The organism is Burkholderia sp. BCC1208, from assembly GCF_902833095.1.
GTDB lineage: Bacteria > Pseudomonadota > Gammaproteobacteria > Burkholderiales > Burkholderiaceae > Burkholderia.
Window position 1 is genome coordinate 877,348 of record NZ_CADFDY010000001.1, and the last position, 16,700, is coordinate 894,047.

Annotated in this window: 18 protein-coding genes and 2 tRNA genes; 12 read left to right on the plus strand and 8 right to left on the minus strand. The window is 68.1% G+C overall.

Features of this window, described 5'->3' with window-relative positions; all coding sequences use genetic code 11:
- Nucleotides 1-48 precede the first annotated feature (48 nt).
- The 5 genes from rmuC to pncB form a co-directional block, all read right to left on the minus strand.
- The gene (gene rmuC, locus HWX09_RS03945; protein ID WP_027783915.1) at nt 49-1,527 is read right to left on the minus strand and encodes a DNA recombination protein RmuC; all 1,479 of its coding nucleotides are present in this window, start codon (nt 1,525-1,527) and stop codon (nt 49-51) included.
- A complete protein-coding gene (locus tag HWX09_RS03950) occupies nt 1,524-2,513 on the minus strand; it encodes a D-glycerate dehydrogenase (protein ID WP_027783914.1) in 990 nt (329 codons plus the stop codon). The genes rmuC and HWX09_RS03950 overlap by 4 nt, the downstream gene beginning before the upstream one ends.
- 79 nt (nt 2,514-2,592) lie before the next feature.
- Entirely contained in the window at nt 2,593-4,023 is a 1,431-nt protein-coding gene (locus tag HWX09_RS03955) for a sodium:proton antiporter (RefSeq protein WP_027783913.1), read from the minus strand.
- Between the two features lie 43 nt (nt 4,024-4,066).
- On the minus strand, nt 4,067-4,729 hold the full coding sequence (locus HWX09_RS03960) for a lactate utilization protein C (protein ID WP_027783912.1): 663 nt from the start codon (nt 4,727-4,729) through the stop codon (nt 4,067-4,069).
- 85 nt (nt 4,730-4,814) lie between these two features.
- Complete coding sequence (gene pncB, locus HWX09_RS03965; protein ID WP_027783911.1) at nt 4,815-6,014, minus strand: nicotinate phosphoribosyltransferase; 1,200 nt, start codon at nt 6,012-6,014, stop codon at nt 4,815-4,817.
- A gap of 289 nt (nt 6,015-6,303) precedes the next feature.
- Between pncB and fdxA the strand changes: the two genes are divergently transcribed.
- The 8 genes from fdxA (at nt 6,304) to HWX09_RS04005 (ending at nt 10,731) form a co-directional block, all read left to right on the plus strand.
- Nucleotides 6,304-6,627, plus strand: coding sequence for a ferredoxin FdxA (fdxA, locus tag HWX09_RS03970; protein WP_011544919.1), 324 nt, complete (start codon nt 6,304-6,306; stop codon nt 6,625-6,627).
- A gap of 104 nt (nt 6,628-6,731) precedes the next feature.
- Nucleotides 6,732-6,807, plus strand: a tRNA-Asn gene (locus HWX09_RS03975).
- Nucleotides 6,808-6,884: 77 nt separating this feature from the next.
- Nucleotides 6,885-6,960: transfer RNA gene (locus tag HWX09_RS03980), tRNA-Asn, on the plus strand.
- A 126-nt stretch (nt 6,961-7,086) separates the two neighbouring features.
- Complete coding sequence (locus tag HWX09_RS03985) at nt 7,087-7,572, plus strand: CreA family protein (protein WP_027783910.1); 486 nt, start codon at nt 7,087-7,089, stop codon at nt 7,570-7,572.
- Between the two features lie 62 nt (nt 7,573-7,634).
- Complete coding sequence (locus HWX09_RS03990; RefSeq protein ID WP_027783909.1) at nt 7,635-8,564, plus strand: AraC family transcriptional regulator; 930 nt, start codon at nt 7,635-7,637, stop codon at nt 8,562-8,564.
- A gap of 125 nt (nt 8,565-8,689) precedes the next feature.
- Entirely contained in the window at nt 8,690-9,457 is a 768-nt protein-coding gene (locus tag HWX09_RS03995) for an AzlC family ABC transporter permease (RefSeq protein ID WP_027783908.1), read from the plus strand.
- Entirely contained in the window at nt 9,454-9,792 is a 339-nt protein-coding gene (locus HWX09_RS04000; RefSeq protein ID WP_027783907.1) for an AzlD domain-containing protein, read from the plus strand. The genes HWX09_RS03995 and HWX09_RS04000 overlap by 4 nt, the downstream gene beginning before the upstream one ends.
- A gap of 162 nt (nt 9,793-9,954) precedes the next feature.
- Nucleotides 9,955-10,731 (plus strand): DUF4088 family protein, encoded by a 777-nt coding sequence (locus HWX09_RS04005; RefSeq protein WP_027783906.1) that lies wholly within the window; start codon nt 9,955-9,957, stop codon nt 10,729-10,731.
- 131 nt (nt 10,732-10,862) lie between these two features.
- Here the strand turns inward: HWX09_RS04005 and HWX09_RS04010 are convergent, their stop codons facing one another.
- Nucleotides 10,863-11,264: a hypothetical protein gene (locus HWX09_RS04010; RefSeq protein WP_027783905.1), complete on the minus strand. Its 402-nt coding sequence runs from the start codon at nt 11,262-11,264 to the stop codon at nt 10,863-10,865.
- A 266-nt stretch (nt 11,265-11,530) separates the two neighbouring features.
- On the opposite strand from HWX09_RS04010, the gene HWX09_RS04015 reads away from it, so the two are divergent.
- The 3 genes from HWX09_RS04015 to fumC all read left to right on the plus strand — a co-directional run bounded on the left by HWX09_RS04015 (nt 11,531) and on the right by fumC (nt 14,888).
- The gene (locus tag HWX09_RS04015) at nt 11,531-11,749 is read left to right on the plus strand and encodes an RNA-binding S4 domain-containing protein (protein ID WP_027783904.1); all 219 of its coding nucleotides are present in this window, start codon (nt 11,531-11,533) and stop codon (nt 11,747-11,749) included.
- 137 nt (nt 11,750-11,886) lie between these two features.
- Entirely contained in the window at nt 11,887-13,275 is a 1,389-nt protein-coding gene (norM, locus tag HWX09_RS04020; RefSeq protein WP_027783903.1) for a multidrug efflux MATE transporter NorM, read from the plus strand.
- 218 nt (nt 13,276-13,493) lie between these two features.
- Nucleotides 13,494-14,888, plus strand: a complete 1,395-nt coding sequence (fumC, locus tag HWX09_RS04025) for a class II fumarate hydratase (RefSeq protein ID WP_027783902.1) — start codon at nt 13,494-13,496, stop codon at nt 14,886-14,888.
- Between the two features lie 45 nt (nt 14,889-14,933).
- Here the strand turns inward: fumC and HWX09_RS04030 are convergent, their stop codons facing one another.
- Together HWX09_RS04030 and HWX09_RS04035 are read right to left on the minus strand one after the other, a co-directional pair.
- Nucleotides 14,934-15,446, minus strand: a complete 513-nt coding sequence (locus HWX09_RS04030; protein WP_027783901.1) for an acyl-CoA thioesterase — start codon at nt 15,444-15,446, stop codon at nt 14,934-14,936.
- Between the two features lie 130 nt (nt 15,447-15,576).
- Nucleotides 15,577-15,717 carry a hypothetical protein gene (locus HWX09_RS04035; RefSeq protein ID WP_175888556.1) on the minus strand — a complete coding sequence of 47 codons (141 nt, stop codon included), beginning with the start codon at nt 15,715-15,717 and terminating at the stop codon, nt 15,577-15,579.
- Between the two features lie 190 nt (nt 15,718-15,907).
- Between HWX09_RS04035 and HWX09_RS04040 the strand changes: the two genes are divergently transcribed.
- On the plus strand, nt 15,908-16,615 hold the full coding sequence (locus tag HWX09_RS04040) for a helix-turn-helix transcriptional regulator (protein ID WP_027783900.1): 708 nt from the start codon (nt 15,908-15,910) through the stop codon (nt 16,613-16,615).
- Nucleotides 16,616-16,700: the final 85 nt, after the last annotated feature.

A 16,700-nucleotide genomic window follows, 5' to 3' on the forward strand; every position in this document is an offset into this window, starting at 1 on the left:
GCGCCGCGGCGCCCGTTTTTTCCGTCCGGCGGCTGCCGGCAGCGCGCATCACGCGTCGTCCGCATCGGCGCCTTCGGCCCCTTCCGCGCCGAGCAGGCCGGCCGCCGCATCGCCCGGCAGCGCCTCGACCTGCTTCAGCTTGCGGCTCATCACGCGCGTGCGCTGCTCGGCAGACTCGATCGAGCGCGTGACCGTTTCGAGCTGCGCCTTCGTGCGTGCGAGCACGTCGCCGAACTTGCCGAACTCGGTCTTGACCGCGCCGAGCACCTGCCACACCTCGCTCGAGCGCTGCTCGATCGCGAGCGTGCGGAACCCCATCTGCAGGCTGTTCAGCAGCGCGGTGAGCGTGGTCGGCCCGGCGACCGTCACGCGATAGTCGCGCTGCAGCAGGTCGGTCAGCCCCGGGCGGCGCAGGATCTCCGCATAGAGCCCCTCGGTCGGCAGGAACAGCAGCGCGAAATCGGTCGTGTGCGGCGGCGCGACGTACTTCTCGGCGATCGTGCGCGCTTCCATCCGCACCCGTGCCTCGAGCGCACGCGCCGCCTCCTCGACCGCCACCGCATCGGCGCGTTCCTGCGCGTCGATCAATCGCTCGTAGTCCTCGCGCGGGAATTTCGCGTCGATCGGCAGCCACACCGGCGGCGCGTCGCCCGTGCCGGCAGCGCGGCCCGGCAGCCGGATCGCGAATTCGACGCGCTCGGTACTCTTCGGCACCGTCGCGACGTTCTTCGCGTACTGGTCGGACGTCAGCACCTGTTCCAGCAGCGCCTCGAGCTGCACTTCGCCCCAGGTGCCGCGCGTCTTCACGTTGGTCAGCACCTTCTTCAGGTCGCCGACGCCGGCCGCGAGCGTCTGCATCTCGCCGAGCCCGCGATGCACCTGTTCGAGCCGGTCCGACACGAGCTTGAACGATTCGCCGAGCCGCTGCTCGAGCGTCGCGTGCAGTTTCTCGTCGACGGTGCGGCGCATCTCCTCGAGCTTCGCCGCGTTGTTCGTCTCGATTTCCTTCAGCCGCTGTTCGAGCGTCGCACGCACTTCGCCGATCCGGCGGTCGTTCGCCTCGGTCAGTTGCGTGAGCTGTCGGTTCAACGTATCGCCGAACAGCCGCAGCGCGCTCGTCTGTTCCTCGCGCGCCTGCTGGGCCTGGCGCTGCACGCTCTCGCGCATCGCATCGAACTGCTGCGCATTGCCGGCGACGAGCTTGCCGAGCTGCTGCGCGAACCCCTCGATCTGGTTGTTCTGCACGGTCGCCACGCTCGTCAGTTGCGCGGCGAGCGTCTGCTGCAACTGGGCAAAGCTGCCGGCCAGCTCGGTACGCGACCCGCGTGCGTTTTCGACGATCTCGCCGCGCAATTCGCGTTCGAGCCGCTCGACCGCGCGCGCCTGCGCATGCGCGGCATCCTCGATCTGGTCGCCGAGCACGGCCGCGTCGTCGTGGCGGCCGCCGCCGCGCACGAGCGCGACGATCGCCACCGCGAGCGCGACGGCCAGCACGACGACCGCAGCAAGCAACAACGTCATCGTCATGCGCGCGGCTTCCCGATCACGTCAGGGTTGATCGGATTCGGCGGCTGCCCCGCACGCGGCCCCTCGCCCAGCGCGGCGATCAGGTTGTCGGCGGCGAGATTCGCCATCGCGCGGCGGGTCTTTTCGGTCGCGCTCGCGATATGCGGCGTCAGCACGACGTTCGGCACCTCGAGCAGCGCCGGATGCACGCTCGGCTCGCCCTCGTACACGTCGAGGCCGGCCGCGGCGATCGTCCCGTCGCGCAGTGCGGCGGCCAGTGCCGCATCGTCGACGATCCCGCCGCGCGCGATGTTGGTCAGCGTCGCCGTGGGTTTCATCTTCGCGAGCTCGGCCGCGCCGATCGTGTGATGGTTCTCTTTCGTGTACGGCAGCACGAGCACGACATGATCGGCGCGCGCGAGCAGCGCATCCTTCGACACGTATTCGGCATTCAGCTCGGCTTCGATCTCGGGCGCGACCCGCGACCGGTTGTGATAGATCACCTGCATCCCGAAGCCGCGCGCGCGGCGCGCGAGCGCCTGGCCGATGCGGCCCATCCCGACGACGCCGAGCGTCGAGCCATGGATGTCGGTGCCCAGGAAGCCGTCGTACGCCCACTTTTGCCAGTGACCGGCGCGCAGCCAGTGTTCGGATTCGGCGATCCGGCGCGCGGCGGCCATCATCAGCGCCCAGCCGAAATCGGCGGTCGACTCGTTCAGCACGTCGGGCGTGTTGGTACCGAGTACGTTCGCCGCGTTGAATGCGGCCATGTCGAAGTTGTTGTAGCCGACCGCCATGTTCGCCACGACGCGCAGGCGCGGCGCGGCCGCGAGCGTTGCCGCGCCGACCGGGTCGCCGGCCGTCAGCGCGCCGTCCTTGTCGGCCAGACGCGCGGCGAGCGCGTCGGGCGCGAGCGCGTCGCCGTCGTTCCAGTCGACTTCGAAATACTGCTTGAGCCGTTCGATCACGTCCGGAAAGATCGGACGCGCGACCAGGATCTTCTGCATCGCCATCTCCGCATGCCGCGGACGGGTCGTGGCGCCGTGCGCCGCCGGGACCGCCCGCTCGGGGTTGAAAATCGTCAGCTTACGCCGGGAAGAAAAGCCACGACGTCAGCAGGAATACCGGTATCAGCACGACGAGCGCCCAGCCGAGGTACGCGAAGAAGCTCGGCATCTTCACGCCGCGAGATTCGGCGATCGCCTTCACCATGAAGTTCGGCGCGTTGCCGATATAGCTGTTCGCGCCCATGAACACCGCGCCGGCGGAAATGGCGGCGAGCGTCGACGCGCCGGTCGTCATCAACGCCTGCGCATCGCCGCCGGCGAGGTTGAAGAACACGAGATAGGTCGGCGCATTGTCGAGGAACGACGACAGGATGCCCGTCGCCCAGAAGTACATCGCGTCGATCGGCTTGCCGTCGGGCCCCGTGACGAGATGGACGATCTGCGCGAACGCGCCGTCCGCACCCGCGCGCAGGATCACGATCACCGGCGCGATCGTCACGAAGATGCCGGCGAACAGCTTCGCGACTTCCTCGATCGGCGCCCAGTTGAACGCGTTGCCCTCGCGCGCGGAACGCGGCGTCAGCGCGAGCGACGCGAGCGTCACCACCACGAGCGCGACGTCGCGCACGAGATTCTGCAACGCCACGTGCGTGCCCCACACGTCGAACGAAATGCCCGGCTTCCACACGCCGCTCATCAGCACGAGCGCGATCACGGCCGCCAGCAGCACGAAGTTGATCTTGCCGTCGATCGACAGCGCCGCGCCGTCGGGCGTCGGATCGAGCGCGGCCGGCCGCTCCTCGCCGCCCTTCCGGTAGAAGTACGTATCGAGCGCGAAGAACAGCGTCAGCAGCACCACGCAGATGAACAGCATCGGCAGCGCGAGATGCGTGGTCGTCCAGAAGAAGCTCACGCCGTTCAGGAAGCCGAGGAACAGCGGCGGATCGCCGAGCGGCGACAGCGATCCGCCCGCGTTCGCGACGAGGAAGATGAAGAAGATCACGACGTGCACGACGTGCTTGCGGTTGTCGTTGGCGCGCAGGAGCGGCCGGATCAACAGCATCGCGGCGCCCGTCGTGCCCATCACGCTCGCGAGCAGCGTGCCGAGCGCGAGAATCGCGGTATTCAGTTTCGGCGAACCATGCAGATTGCCGTTCACGCAGATGCCGCCCGCGACCGTATAGAGCGCGGTGAGCAGCACGATGAACGGAATGTATTCCTCGAGCAGCGCATGCACGAGCGTGCCGAACGCGGTGCCGGCGCCGAACGCGACCGCGAACGGCACCAGGAACACGATCGCCCAGCCGGCGGCGATCTTGCCGAAGTGGTGATGCCAGAACACGGGCGCGACGAGCGGGAACAGCGCGATGGACAGCAGGATCCCGGCGAACGGGATACCCCAGAGCGCGGACAGCGTGGCACCGTCGAGCGTGGCGGCCGATGCGAGCGCGGGAGCGGCGCCAAGCGCGATTCCCGACGCCATGCCCGCCCAGGCGGCGTGTCGTTTCATGCGGAACTTCCTTGTGCGAGTGAGGGTGAATGCAGCGGGCGCGTCATGCGCCCCGTACGACGATCGCATGCACGCGGTATGGGCCGTGTGCACCCAGAATGATCGTTTGCTCGATGTCGCCCGTGCGCGACGGGCCCGACACGAAATTGACCGCGCGCGGCAGTTCGCCGCGCTCCGCGCGAATCAGTGCGAACGCGTCTTCATGACCGGCGACGATGCGCGACGCCGGCACGATCGCGATGTGGGTTTCCGGCAGCAGGCCGGCCGATGCATAAGTGTCGGGGCCGGACAGCAATACCAGCGACCCCGTTTCGGCGGTCGCGCAAAAGCAGCCGGTCAGGCCGACGAGATCGCCGTCACGCGGCTTGCGGCACTCGACCGACAGGCCGGCGGCGGCCCAGTCGAGATCGGCCAGCGTGCGCCACGCGACGGCCTGCGTCGGCAGACCGTGAGCGGCAAGATAGCGAGCGGCGGCGGCGGGCGCATCGGCGAGCGTCGCGACTTCGTCGACCGTGGTCGACAGGCGCCCCGCTTCGTCGACGAAAGCGGCGACGAGGTCGGCCGGCGCCGGCGGGCGCGGGCCTTGCGGATGACGGGCGAGATAGTCGGCGACGCCGTCGCGCTCCGCTGCCTCGGGTTCGGCCGCGCGCCCCTGCGCCGCGCGAATGCGCGCGAGGATCTGGCGACGGGCAGCGGAAGTGTCCATGAACGGTCCTCGTGACGTTGGCGTGCAATACGTCGGATTATACCGGCCACCCCTGCTGCCACACCCTCGGCCGAACGGCCAGCGCCTACTTCGACGCGTCTTCCTCGACCGGCTGCGCGATGCCGAACACCTGGCGCAGGTACGCGAGATACGCCTTGTCGTCGCACATGCTCTTGCCCGGCGAATCCGACAGCTTCGCGACCGGCTGGCCGTTGCAGCGAACCATCTTGATCACGATCTGCAGCGGCACGTAGCCGAGATCGTTGGTGAGGTTGGTGCCCACGCCGAACGCAAGCTTGCAGCGGCCGCGGAACCGTTCGTACAGCTGCATGACCTTCGGAATGTCGAGCGCGTCCGAGAACACGAGCACCTTGGTGCGCGGGTCGCACCGGTTCGTCTCGTAATGGCGCAGCATCCGCTCGCCCCAGTCGAAAGGATCGCCCGAATCGTGGCGCGCGCCGTCGAACAGCTTGCAGAAATACATGTCGAAGTCGTTCAGGAACGCGTCCATGCCGTAGACGTCCGACAGCGCGATCCCGAGGTCGCCGCGATATTCCTTCGCCCACATCTCGAAGCCGTAGATCTGCGAATCGCGCAGCCGCGGGCCGAGCGCCTGGCACGCCTGCAGGTATTCGTGCGCCATCGTGCCGAGCGGCGTGATGTCGTGCTTCATCGCGTACAGCACGTTGCTCGTGCCCGCGAACTGCGGGCCGAGCCCGTCGCGCAGCGTGAGCGCGACTTCCTCGTGCCAGACCTTCGAGAAGCGCCGGCGCGTGCCGTAGTCGGCGATCTTGCAGTCGGCGAATTCGGGTTTCGCGCCGAGCAGCTTGATCTTCTCGCGCAACCTTTCGCGGCCTTCGCGATAGTCGGGCTCGCGCTGCGTGTTGCGGAAATAGACTTCGTTGACGATCGCGAGCACCGGGATCTCGAACAGGATCGTATGCAGCCACGGCCCCTCGATCACGATGTCGATCTCGCCGTTGCCCTTCGGCGACGGCGTGATCGAGATGTACTTCTCGTTCAGGTGGAACAGCGCGAGGAAGTCGACGAAGTCGCTCTTGATGAAGCGCATGCGCCGCAGGTAGTCGAGTTCGACGTCGGAAAAGCGCAGCGAGCACAGGCCGCGCACCTCGTCGCGAATCTCGTCGATGTACGGCACGAGATCGACGCCGGGCGTGCGGCACCGGAAACGGTATTCGACGTTTGCAGCGGGAAAGTGATGCAGGACGACCTGCATCATCGTGAACTTGTAGAGATCCGTGTCGAGCAGCGAAGTGATGATCATGATGACGGCAGCGCCAATATCGTGACCGGGCCCCGACGCACCGCGCCGCCCGGTCTGTCGGTCATGTTACCCGAATGCGGGCCGGACCATCGTGAAACCGCCCCGCCGCGATGCCGCATCGCGCTCGTGCCAGGCGCGCCGGTATCCGCGTTGCGCACCCCCATAAACTAATCACGAAACGATATAAGCCGGATAGCCGACCACGTCATGCGGGTTTTGCGCTTCAGTTACAATGCCGCTTTTGGCGCAAACGCCACCCCCATATATACCGCCGAGCAGGAGCGTTTTAATGACTCACGTTGTGACCGAAGGCTGCATCAAGTGCAAATACACGGATTGCGTGGATGTGTGCCCGGTGGATTGCTTCCGTGAAGGTCCCAACTTTCTCGCCATCGATCCGGACGAGTGCATCGACTGCGCCGTGTGCGTCGCCGAATGCCCGACCAATGCGATCTATGCCGAAGAAGACGTTCCGGGCGACCAGCAGCAGTTCACCGAGCTGAACGCCGAGCTGGCGAAGAACTGGCCGTCGATCACGAAGACCAAGCCGGCACCGGCCGACGCGGACGAGTGGAAGGACGTGCAGGACAAGCTGCACCTGCTCGAGCGCTGATCGCACGGCGGCGACTGCAAAAAAATTTATGCGTCGCGGCTCCAAGGTATTGACAGGTTAGCGAACGCTCCATACAATCTCGTTTCTCTGCTGTTGTTGTTTGTTCCCCGATAGCTCAGTCGGTAGAGCGCCGGACTGTTAATCCGTAGGTCCCTGGTTCGAGCCCAGGTCGGGGAGCCAAAAACGCAAAGGCCCGTTGAAAGTGGACGGGTTTTTTGTTGGACCAGACCAGACAACACGCAGATGTACCGATTTATTCCCCGATAGCTCAGTCGGTAGAGCGCCGGACTGTTAATCCGTAGGTCCCTGGTTCGAGCCCAGGTCGGGGAGCCAAATAGCAAAGGCCCGTCATTCGACGGGCCTTTTGTTTTTCCGGTCGCCGTTCTGCCCTTCTGCTTTTCGTGGGGCGGCCATGCGCATGCTAGAGTCTCTGTCCCGCATTCGCATCCGGTTCCGTCGATGAAGCATCGCCTCCCGCGCTCCGCCCCCCTCGCCCTCCTGCTCTCCGCATTCGCCGCCGCACCGTTCGCGCACGCGGAGGAAGTCGGCAGCGTCAATACCCATTTCCGCGTCACGGGCTCCGATCGCGTGGTCGTCGAGGCCTATGACGATCCGGTCGTCAACGGCGTGACCTGCTACGTGTCGCGCGCCCGCACCGGCGGGATCAAGGGCACGCTCGGCGTCGCCGAAGATCCGAGCGAAGCATCGATCGCCTGTCGGCAGGTCGGCCCGATCAGCTTCAAGGAACCGCTCAAGCAGCAGACCGACGTGTTCAGCGAACGCATGTCGTTCATCTTCAAGACGCTGCACGTCGTGCGCGTGGTCGACAAGAAACGCAACACGATCGTCTACCTGACCTACAGCGACCGCATCGTCAGCGGCAGCCCGAAGAACGCCGTCACCGCGGTGCCGATGCCGGCCGGCACGACGATTCCGGTCAAGTAAGCCCGCACCCGCCGGGCGCGCGAGCGATACACTGTCGGTTCGACCGCTCCCGTCGCACGATCATGCCCGCCACCCGCCTTCCCGATTCCGCGCGCTACTGGCGCACGCCGCTCGTGCCGGACGCGGATCTCCTCACGGCCACCTATCGCGATCACACGTTCGCGCCCCACTGGCACGACGCGTACACGATCCCCGTGATTCTCGAAGGCGCGGAACGCTTCACCTATTGCGGCACCGGCCATGTCGCCGAAACGGGCACCGTGCCCGTGATCAATCCCGGCGAAGTCCATACGGGGTCGCGCGCCGCCGACGAGGGCTGGTGCTATCGCGTCAGCTACATGCCGGTCGAATTCATCCGCGAACTCGCCAGTTCGATCGCGGGCCGCCCGCAGGATGCGCCGTGGTTTGCCCCCGACGTGATTCGCGACGCCGATCTCGCGGCCCGGCTCACGCTCGCGCACCGGATGCTGGAAGCCGGTAGCGAGCGCGCCCTGTCGTCGCAGGCGCCGGGGTCGCCAGCCCACGCGCCCGCGGCCGGCGACCCGGTGGCCGGTGCTCCCGCCACCGGCGTGCCGCGCATCTACGATCCGCTCGCCGCCGAAACCGCGATGCTCGACGCGCTGTCGACGCTGATCGCGCGCCACGCCGACGTGCGGCCGCAGCCGGCGCCGCTCGCGGCCGACGAACCGCGCGTCGATGCGATGCGCGAGCGGCTCGCCGCCGACCTGACGTGCACGGTGACGCTCGACGACGTCGCGCAGGCGGCCGGCCTGTCGCCGTTTCACGCGGCGCGCCTGTTCACCCGTACGGCCGGCATGCCGCCGCATGCGTGGCGCAACCAGCTGCGGCTGCAGCGTGCACTGGCGCCGCTGCGCGCGGGCGTGCCCGTCGCCGATGTCGCGGCAGCCAGCGGCTTCGTCGACCAGAGCCACTTCACGCGACATTTCAAACGGATGTTCGGCGTGCCGCCCGGGCGCTGGCAGGCAAGCTGACGCGCGGCTTCCCGCAGCCGCCGGCCGCGCCGCGACCCGCGCCGGCCGACATGCGAACCGGCACCGCTCCCGCAGGCGCAAGAACATACAAGCCGGCTCGCCGCCGGCCCGCTATCCTCCACGTCATGGAGGAGCGCTTCTTGAATACGACACCCGCATCGCCCCCGCGCCGCCCGCTCAACGAATGGCTCGACGGCGCACGCGACACGATTCCGATGATGATCGGCGCGGCGCCGTTCGGCGTGATTTTCGGCACGCTCGTCGGCGGCGGCCCGCTCGCCGCATGGCACGGCGCGCTGATGTCGCTCGCGGTGTTCGCGGGCTCCGCGCAGTTCATCGCGCTCGGCCTGATCGCCGGCAGCGCGGGTTTCGCCGTCGTGCTCGCCACGACCCTGATCGTGAATCTGCGCCATCTGCTGTACAGCGCGACGCTCGCGCCCTATGTCGCACACCTGCCGCTGCGCTGGCGCGCGACGCTCGGCGCGTTGATGACCGACGAGGTGTTCGCGGTCGCCTACGGGCACTACCGGCACTACCCGCCCGGTACGATCGGCCCCCACTACTTTTTCGGCTCCGGGCTCGCGATGTACCTGAACTGGCAGGTCTGGACGCTCGCGGGCATCGGCTTCGGCACTGCATTCCCGGGCCTGCAGTCGCTCGGTCTCGATTTCGCGATGGCGGCGACCTTCATCGCGATCGTCGTCCCGCAGCTCGGCACGCTGCGCTACTTCTCGGCGGCCGCCACGGCCGGCACGCTTGCGTACTTCTGGCAGGGCTGGCCGTACAAGCTCGGGCTGCTCGGCGCGGTCGCCGCCGGCGTCGCGATCGGCGTCGTGCTCACGCTGCTGCACGACCGCACGAGCGCCGGCTCCCGCTCGGAGGCTGCATCGTGAGTTACGCGCTGCTGATCCTCGGAATGGCCGTCATCACGTATGCGATCCGCTCGACACTGTTCTTGTTCGGCGAACGGCTGACCTTCCCGCCGCTCGTGCGGACCGCGCTCGGCTTCGTGCCGGTCACCGTGCTGACCGCGATCATCGTACCGATGACGGTCTCGCCGCACGGCGGCTCGGCCGAGCTGACCTGGCGGAACCCGCAGCTCGTCGGCGCGCTCGCGGCCGTGCTCGTGTCGGCCGCGACCCGCCGCCCGCTCGTGACGATCGCCGCCGGGCTCGTGGTGTTCTTCCTGTGGCAAGGGGTCGTACTGCCGCACTGGCTGCCCGCCTGAGCGCGGGCTCCGTCGCGCGCGCTCAAGTTTTCGCCCGGTGCGCCGATATAGGAGATGAAGACCCGCCACCGGCCCCGGCGCGCATCGGTCAGTCGACGCTGCGCCCCGTCCCCGGTGCGCCGTGCCGGCGCCGGCTTGCGCGGGCCGCCATCGAGACGATTCATGGGCCAGATCACCCTTTCCCTCAAGGACGACACGCTCGAGTCCCTGCGCAAGGACTACGATGCGTTCGTCCGCGTGTCGCTGAAACTCGACCCGCAATTCGCGACGCCGTCGTTCGAGGATTTCCTGCGCGCGAAGCTGCTCGACAACATGGTGCCGCTGACCGAGCACGCCGTGCAGCGGATGCTGCAGGGCGGCCAGTACGCGTGGGCCAAGCGCGCGCTCGACAAGGAATTTCCGGACGTCGTCGCGATCCTGATGCGGCAGGCCGGCGAATTCGGCTTCGGCTTCGCGTCGCGCTCCGAATGGACCCCCGACGAACTCGCGAAGGCATGCCGCGACTGGGCGAAGGCGATCGTCGCCGAAGCACAGGGCGACCCGTCGCTGATCGACCCGCTCGCGTCGCAGATCAAGAGCGCGGCGCAGGACATCCAGACGCTCGAGGAACTGATGCAAACGCCTGCGTGGCGGCTCGCGGAATCGCTGCGGCAGCGGATCTACGAGGCCAAGCTCGCGTGCGAGATGAGCGTCGGCAGCACCGCGCGCGACAAGCTCGGCGAACTGCGCGGGCTGCTGCGGCTCGGGCTCGCGCACGGCTCGTTCCAGAAGCAGGAAGCGCAACAGATCATGGAATACCTGCGGCTGCTGAAGCCGGAGATCTTCGTCGAGGAACCGTACGACGTCTTCGCGCGCCTCGCCGCGTGGCTTCGCGGCGTGTTCACGCCGGCCGCCATACGGCCGGCCCAGGGACAGGGGCAAGGTCAGCGCCGGCCCTGATCGCGCGCTCGTCCCGCACATCGTATTCCCCCACGAAAACGGCCCGGTCGCGCGAAGCGAACCGGGCCGCCTGACGATCGCCGTCGCGACGCGCCGTTCGAGGCGAGCGTCGCGACGGCGTCGGGCACCGCTTACTGCGTGGCGCCCTGGGCCGATGCACCGCCCTGCGCGCCGACCGATGCGCCGCCTTCGGTCGCCTCGTCGGCCTTCGCCTTGGCCGAGCCCGCATGGCCCTTGGCCGACTTCGCCGCATGCTTCGTGTGCTTCTTGGCCGAATGGACGGCCGACGACGTCGTATCCTTCGCGCCATCGGCTGCCGCGCCGACTGCATCGGTCGCACCGCTCGTTGCATTGCCCGACATGTTCGCACCGGCACCGCCCTGCGTGCCCGCACCGACACCTGCCGCCGGCGTTTGCGCCTGTACGCCGGCACCGGCTGCGCCTTGCGCCGTCGTGCCCGTCTGGGCGAATGCGGCCGAAGTGGCGAACGCCGTCAGCGCGGCACCGATCAGGATCGTATGAATCTTGGACATGGCAATTCTCCTCGAGAAGTTGTGCGCCCGGGCCGCAGCGATGCGGTCCGTCGCGTCCCCGCCGCAACACGCAGCAGGTACGACAGAAGACCGGCGGCCCGCACGGCCGGTTCGCGCATCTCTCAGACTGTTACCCACCGTTTCATTTGCTGACGAATCGCTCACAGTCCTTTACATCCGCCGCCGGCCGCCCGCGCTCGCGTGCGGGCGCGCGGTGCCGTATGATGCGGAGCGTTTCCTCCCGCGCGTTGCGCACCTTCCTCGTCATGCCCAATCTGGATTTCACGCTGACCGGCGAATACGTCGAGCTGCACAACCTTCTCAAGATCACCGGCCTCGCGGACAGCGGCGGCACCGCGAAGCTGATCGTCGCGTCCGGCGCCGTGAAAGTCGACGGCGCGATCGAGCTTCGCAAGACCTGCAAGATCCGCGCGGGCCAGGTCGTGCTGCTCGGCGACACGCGCATCGCGGTACGCGAGGCCTAGCGCCCGCGGGGTTCCCCCTGCCCGCGACATGGCCATCGGCGCACGCGTTCGACACGGTACGAATAAAGCCGTAAGCTAACCGTCTCTCAAAATAAATACATATAGCGCGGGCCCGCACCCGCGCGAGCGCCCATTCCATGTCGCATTCCGGTCTTACGAGGACGGCCGCCGCGCCGCCGTCCCTGTCCAGTCATGCCGCCGATACCGCGCGCCTCGCCGCGCCGCTCGCGATCGCGCAACTTTCCCAGATGGCGATGAGCGTCACCGACACGGTGCTGCTCGGTTCGCTCGGCCCCGATTCGCTCGCGGCGGGCGGGCTCGGCGCGAACTACTTCTTCGTCATCGTCACCATTCTGCAAGGCGTGCTGTCGTCGGTCAGCGTGAGCGTCGCGCATGCGCGCGGCGCCCAGGCCGAGGACCGCGTGCCGCACATCTACTGGACGGGCTTCGCGCTGTCCGTGCTGCTCGCGATTCCGGCGATCGTCGCGCTGTCGCTCGCCGAACCGATCCTGCTGATGTTCCACGAGCCGCCGCTGCTCGCGCATCACGTCGGCGAATACACGGGCATCCTGCGCTTCGCGGCGCTCGGCAGTCTGATCGGCGTCGGCCTGATGCGCGCGTTCCTGCCGGCGATCGGCGCGGCACGCCGGCTCTTGTGGGTATCGATCGGCGGCGTCGGCGTCAACGGCGTGCTGAACTACGGGCTGATCCACGGCGCATTCGGGCTGCCGCGCCTCGGCTTTCTCGGTTCGGCCGTCGCGACGACGATCACGATCTGGCTCACCGCGCTCGCGCTGATCTGGCTGCTGCACGGCCGGCAGCGCTTCCGCCATTTCGTGACCGCGGCGCGCCCGAAGCTGCCGGTGATGGGCGAATTGATCGGCATCGGCTGGCCGGTCGCAATCACGTACGGGGTCGAATCGACGCTGTTCCTCGGCACCGGCCTGACGGTCGGCGTGCTGGGCGCGACGTCGCTCGCCGCGCACCAGATCGCGCTGAACGTCGCGTCGGTGTCGTTCATGGTGCCGCTCGCGATCGGCCAGGCGGCCAATGTTCGCGTCGGCTACTGGATCGGCGCGGGCTCGCCCCTCGCCGCGCGGCACGCGGGCTTCGTCGCGCTCGCGCTCGGCGTCGGCTTCATGTCGCTGTCGGGCCTCGTGATGATCGTCGCGCCGCATACGATCGTCGGCCTGTACCTGCACCTCGACGACCCGGCCAACGCGGCCACGGTGTCGCTCGCCGCGTCGCTGCTCGGCATCGCCGCGGTGTTCCAGATCGTCGACGGCATGCAGACCGTCGCGTCGGGTGCGCTGCGCGGCCTGAAGGACACGCGCATCCCGATGCTCGCCGCGACCTTCGGCTACTGGGGCATCGGCTTCCCGACCGGCTACTGGTTCGCGTTCCACGCGGGCCTGGGCGCGCGCGGCCTGTGGTGGGGGCTCGCGGCCGGGCTCGCGAGTGTCGCCGCGCTGATGGCATGGCGCTTTCACCGCAAGACCACCTCGCTCATCGCGACGGCGCGCTAAGGCCTGTTCACGCTGATAACGGGCTTGCGCCGGCCCCGGAACGAATTTCTCCAAACAGGGGAACGTGCGCTAGGCGCGACACGACGCAAAATCGCGGCCGGCGCTATGCTTGTCGGTCGAACCCATCGAGACGCCGCGCAAGCGGCGCGGCTGCCCCACGATACGTCTGACGCCGCGCGACGACGCGCGGCCTTTCCCCTTTTCAGGAGGAGTGCATCATGAATGAAGCAGTTCGGATGGAACGCGACACGTTCGGCGAGATCGCCGTGCCGGCCGACCGGCTCTGGGGCGCGCAGACCGAGCGCTCGCTGCAGAATTTCCGGATCTCGACCGAGAAACAGTCGCCCGAGCTGATCCACGCGCTGGCGATCGTCAAGCGCGCCGCGGCGGCCGTCAACCAGTCGCTCGGCGTGCTCGCCGACGACAAGGCGCACGCGATCATCGAAGCCGCCGACGAGATCATCGCCGGCAAGCATCCGCGCGAATTCCCGCTCGCGGTGTGGCAGACGGGCTCCGGCACGCAGACCAATATGAACCTCAACGAGGTGATCGCGAACCGCGCGAGCGAGCTGCTGGGCGGCGAGCGCGGCGAAGCGCGCAAGGTTCATCCGAACGACGACGTGAACCGCGGCCAGTCGTCGAACGACGTGTTCCCGACCGCGATGCACGTCGCGGCCGCGTATGCGATCGTCAATCACCTGCTGCCGGCGTTGCGCACACTGCGCGCGACGCTCGACGCGAAGTCGAAGGCGTTCGCCGACATCGTGAAGATCGGCCGCACGCACCTGCAGGACGCCACGCCGCTCACGCTCGGCCAGGAATTCTCCGGCTACGTCGCGCAGCTCGACCAGGGCATCCGTCACGTCGAATCGACGCTGCCGCACCTGTACGAACTCGCGCTCGGCGGCACCGCGGTCGGCACGGGGCTGAACGCGCATCCGGAGTTCGCGGTGCGCGTGGCCGACGAGATCGGCCGGCTCGCGAAGCTGCCGTTCGTGACGGCGCCGAGCAAGTTCGAGGTGATGGCCGCCGCCGACGCACTGGTCTTCGCGCACGGCGCGCTGAAGACGGTCGCGGCCAGCCTGATGAAGATCGCGAACGACGTGCGCTGGCTCGCGAGCGGGCCGCGCTGCGGGCTCGGCGAGCTGTCGATTCCGGAAAACGAGCCGGGCAGCTCGATCATGCCGGGCAAGGTGAACCCGACGCAGTCGGAAGCCGTGACGATGCTGTGCTGCCAGGTGTTCGGCAACGACGTCGCGGTCAACGTCGGCGGCGCGAGCGGCAATTTCGAGTTGAACGTGTTCCGGCCGATGATCGCGCACAACGTGCTGCAGTCGGTACGCCTCCTCGCCGACGGCGCGCAGAGCTTCAACGATCACTGTGCGGTGGGCATCGAGCCGAACCGCTCGCGGATCGACCTGCTGCTGAACGAATCGCTGATGCTCGTGACGGCGCTCAATCCGCACATCGGCTACGACAAGTCCGCGCAGATCGCGAAGAAGGCGCACAAGGAAGGCACGACGCTGAAGGCGGCCGCGCTCGCGCTCGGCTACCTGACGGAGGCGGAATTCGATGCATGGGTGCGCCCCGAGCAGATGATCGGGACGCCGTAACGACAGGACGACGGGCGCGGCGCGGGAGCGCGGCGCCCGCGGCACTCAGACAGCGCCCTTCGCGACTTCTTCCGGCTTCATCTCGACGATCTTGTCGAGCGCGGCCCGCACGTCGGCCGCGTATTTCGCCAGCACCCGCTGCTCGTCGGTTTCGGGCACGAACGGCGGCACCGGCACCGGGTTGCCGTTCTCGTCGACCGCGACGAACACGACGAGGCAATCGGTCGTCTGGCGCAGCACGCCGCCCTTGGGATCGCCGGCGTGCACCGACACATGGATGTGCATGCTGGTACGGCCCGTCGCGACGACACGCGCCTTCAGCTCGACCAGATTGCCCACCAGGATCGGACGCTGGAAACGGATGTTGCCGACGCTGACCGTCACGCAATAGCGGCTCGACCAGACGGCCGCGCACGCATACGCGACCTCGTCGATCCACTTCATCAGCGCGCCGCCATGTACCTTGCCGCCGAAGTTCACGGACGAAGGCTCGGCAAGGAAGCGGAATACGGTTTCGGTGCGGTCGAGGGCGGCCGGCACAGGGGACGGTTGGGGCATTGTTGTGGCTCCAGGCGGCAGGGGCGCTGTAATCGGGCCATTATACGTTGCACTGCGGCAACGCGCCGCGGCAAGCCCCGTGTGGCGGGGCTCCGGCGGCCACGCCGGCGCGCGGGCGGATCGACGCCGGTCAGCGTCGCACCGTGACGCCCTGGTCGATCGTCCCGTACATCTCGATACTGCCGCCGCGCTCGCCGGTCGCGCCCGCGCCGCCCTGCGCACAGGCCGCACACACGAGCGCGGCCGCCAACACACAGAAAATCGTCTTCATCGTTGCATCGCATCCCATGCGGCGGCCCGCTGCCGCCGCGTCCGGCCATTCTACGCGTGGCCTGCAACGGCCTGCGGTCCGGTCCGCGCAGGGGCGCCGCCGCTGCATCCGACATTTCATCCGGGAGCGAAACATCGAATGCGCGCACGGACTACACTGCTCCTCATCCTGCTCGACGAGAGACACGACGATGACCGATCAAGACGACCACCATTTTCCGGGCCTGAGCCGCATCGGCGCGCTGATCGCCGATCCCGGCCGCGCCGCGATGCTGTGGGTGCTGATGGATGGCAGCGCGCGACCGGCCGGCGAACTGACGATGATCGCGGGGCTGTCGCCGTCCGCGGCCAGCGCGCACCTCTCGCGCCTGACCGAAGGCGGCCTGCTCGCCCTCGACGTGCGCGGCCGACACCGCTACTACCGCATCGCGTCGGCCGACATCGCGGCCTCGCTCGAAGCGCTGGCGAACGTCGCCCGCGCGGCCGCGCCGCATCGCCCGGTCCCGCCGCCGTCGCGCACGGTCCCGGCCGAACTGCGCTATGCACGCACCTGCTACGACCACATGGCCGGCGAGCTCGCGGTGCGTATCTTCGACGGCCTCACCGCGCGCCGCTGGCTGGTCGCGAACGGCGATGCGATCGAGACCACCGAGTTCGGCACGCAGGCGCTCGCGCAATGGGGCATCGACGTCGCGAAGCAACGCACGCGCCGGCGCCGCTTCGCGTGCGGCTGTCTCGACTGGAGCGAGCGGCGCTCGCATCTCGGCGGCGCACTGGGCGCGGCGCTGCTCGAAAGCTTCTGCGCGCAAGGCTGGATCGAGCGCGCTGCCCGACCGCGCGTGCTGCGCGTCACGGTGCCCGGACAGCAGGTTTTCGACGAGTGGCTTACGTCCGCTTGACGCCGGCATTGCAGCTGCACGACAACGGCGCGCGACGGACAGGTTTTGTTACATCGCGTGCCATTCGACTTACAAAACACCGTGC

Bases quoted from the DNA above. Each gene is read 5' to 3' on its own strand.
- HWX09_RS03960 (WP_027783912.1), bottom strand. From the start codon at position 4,729: ATGGACACTTCCGCTGCCCGTCGCCAGATCCTCGCGCGCATTCGCGCG.
- HWX09_RS03955 (WP_027783913.1), bottom strand. From the start codon at position 4,023: ATGAAACGACACGCCGCCTGGGCGGGCATGGCGTCGGGAATCGCGCTT.
- HWX09_RS04010 (WP_027783905.1), bottom strand. From the start codon at position 11,264: ATGTCCAAGATTCATACGATCCTGATCGGTGCCGCGCTGACGGCGTTC.
- HWX09_RS04040 (WP_027783900.1), top strand. From the start codon at position 15,908: ATGACCGATCAAGACGACCACCATTTTCCGGGCCTGAGCCGCATCGGC.
- norM (WP_027783903.1), top strand. From the start codon at position 11,887: ATGTCGCATTCCGGTCTTACGAGGACGGCCGCCGCGCCGCCGTCCCTG.
- HWX09_RS04005 (WP_027783906.1), top strand. From the start codon at position 9,955: ATGGGCCAGATCACCCTTTCCCTCAAGGACGACACGCTCGAGTCCCTG.
- HWX09_RS03950 (WP_027783914.1), bottom strand. From the start codon at position 2,513: ATGCAGAAGATCCTGGTCGCGCGTCCGATCTTTCCGGACGTGATCGAA.
- HWX09_RS04015 (WP_027783904.1), top strand. From the start codon at position 11,531: ATGCCCAATCTGGATTTCACGCTGACCGGCGAATACGTCGAGCTGCAC.
- HWX09_RS04035 (WP_175888556.1), bottom strand. From the start codon at position 15,717: ATGAAGACGATTTTCTGTGTGTTGGCGGCCGCGCTCGTGTGTGCGGCC.
- fdxA (WP_011544919.1), top strand. From the start codon at position 6,304: ATGACTCACGTTGTGACCGAAGGCTGCATCAAGTGCAAATACACGGAT.
- HWX09_RS03985 (WP_027783910.1), top strand. From the start codon at position 7,087: ATGAAGCATCGCCTCCCGCGCTCCGCCCCCCTCGCCCTCCTGCTCTCC.
- HWX09_RS03990 (WP_027783909.1), top strand. From the start codon at position 7,635: ATGCCCGCCACCCGCCTTCCCGATTCCGCGCGCTACTGGCGCACGCCG.
- fumC (WP_027783902.1), top strand. From the start codon at position 13,494: ATGAATGAAGCAGTTCGGATGGAACGCGACACGTTCGGCGAGATCGCC.
- pncB (WP_027783911.1), bottom strand. From the start codon at position 6,014: ATGATCATCACTTCGCTGCTCGACACGGATCTCTACAAGTTCACGATG.
- HWX09_RS04030 (WP_027783901.1), bottom strand. From the start codon at position 15,446: ATGCCCCAACCGTCCCCTGTGCCGGCCGCCCTCGACCGCACCGAAACC.
- rmuC (WP_027783915.1), bottom strand. From the start codon at position 1,527: ATGACGATGACGTTGTTGCTTGCTGCGGTCGTCGTGCTGGCCGTCGCG.
- HWX09_RS03995 (WP_027783908.1), top strand. From the start codon at position 8,690: ATGGAGGAGCGCTTCTTGAATACGACACCCGCATCGCCCCCGCGCCGC.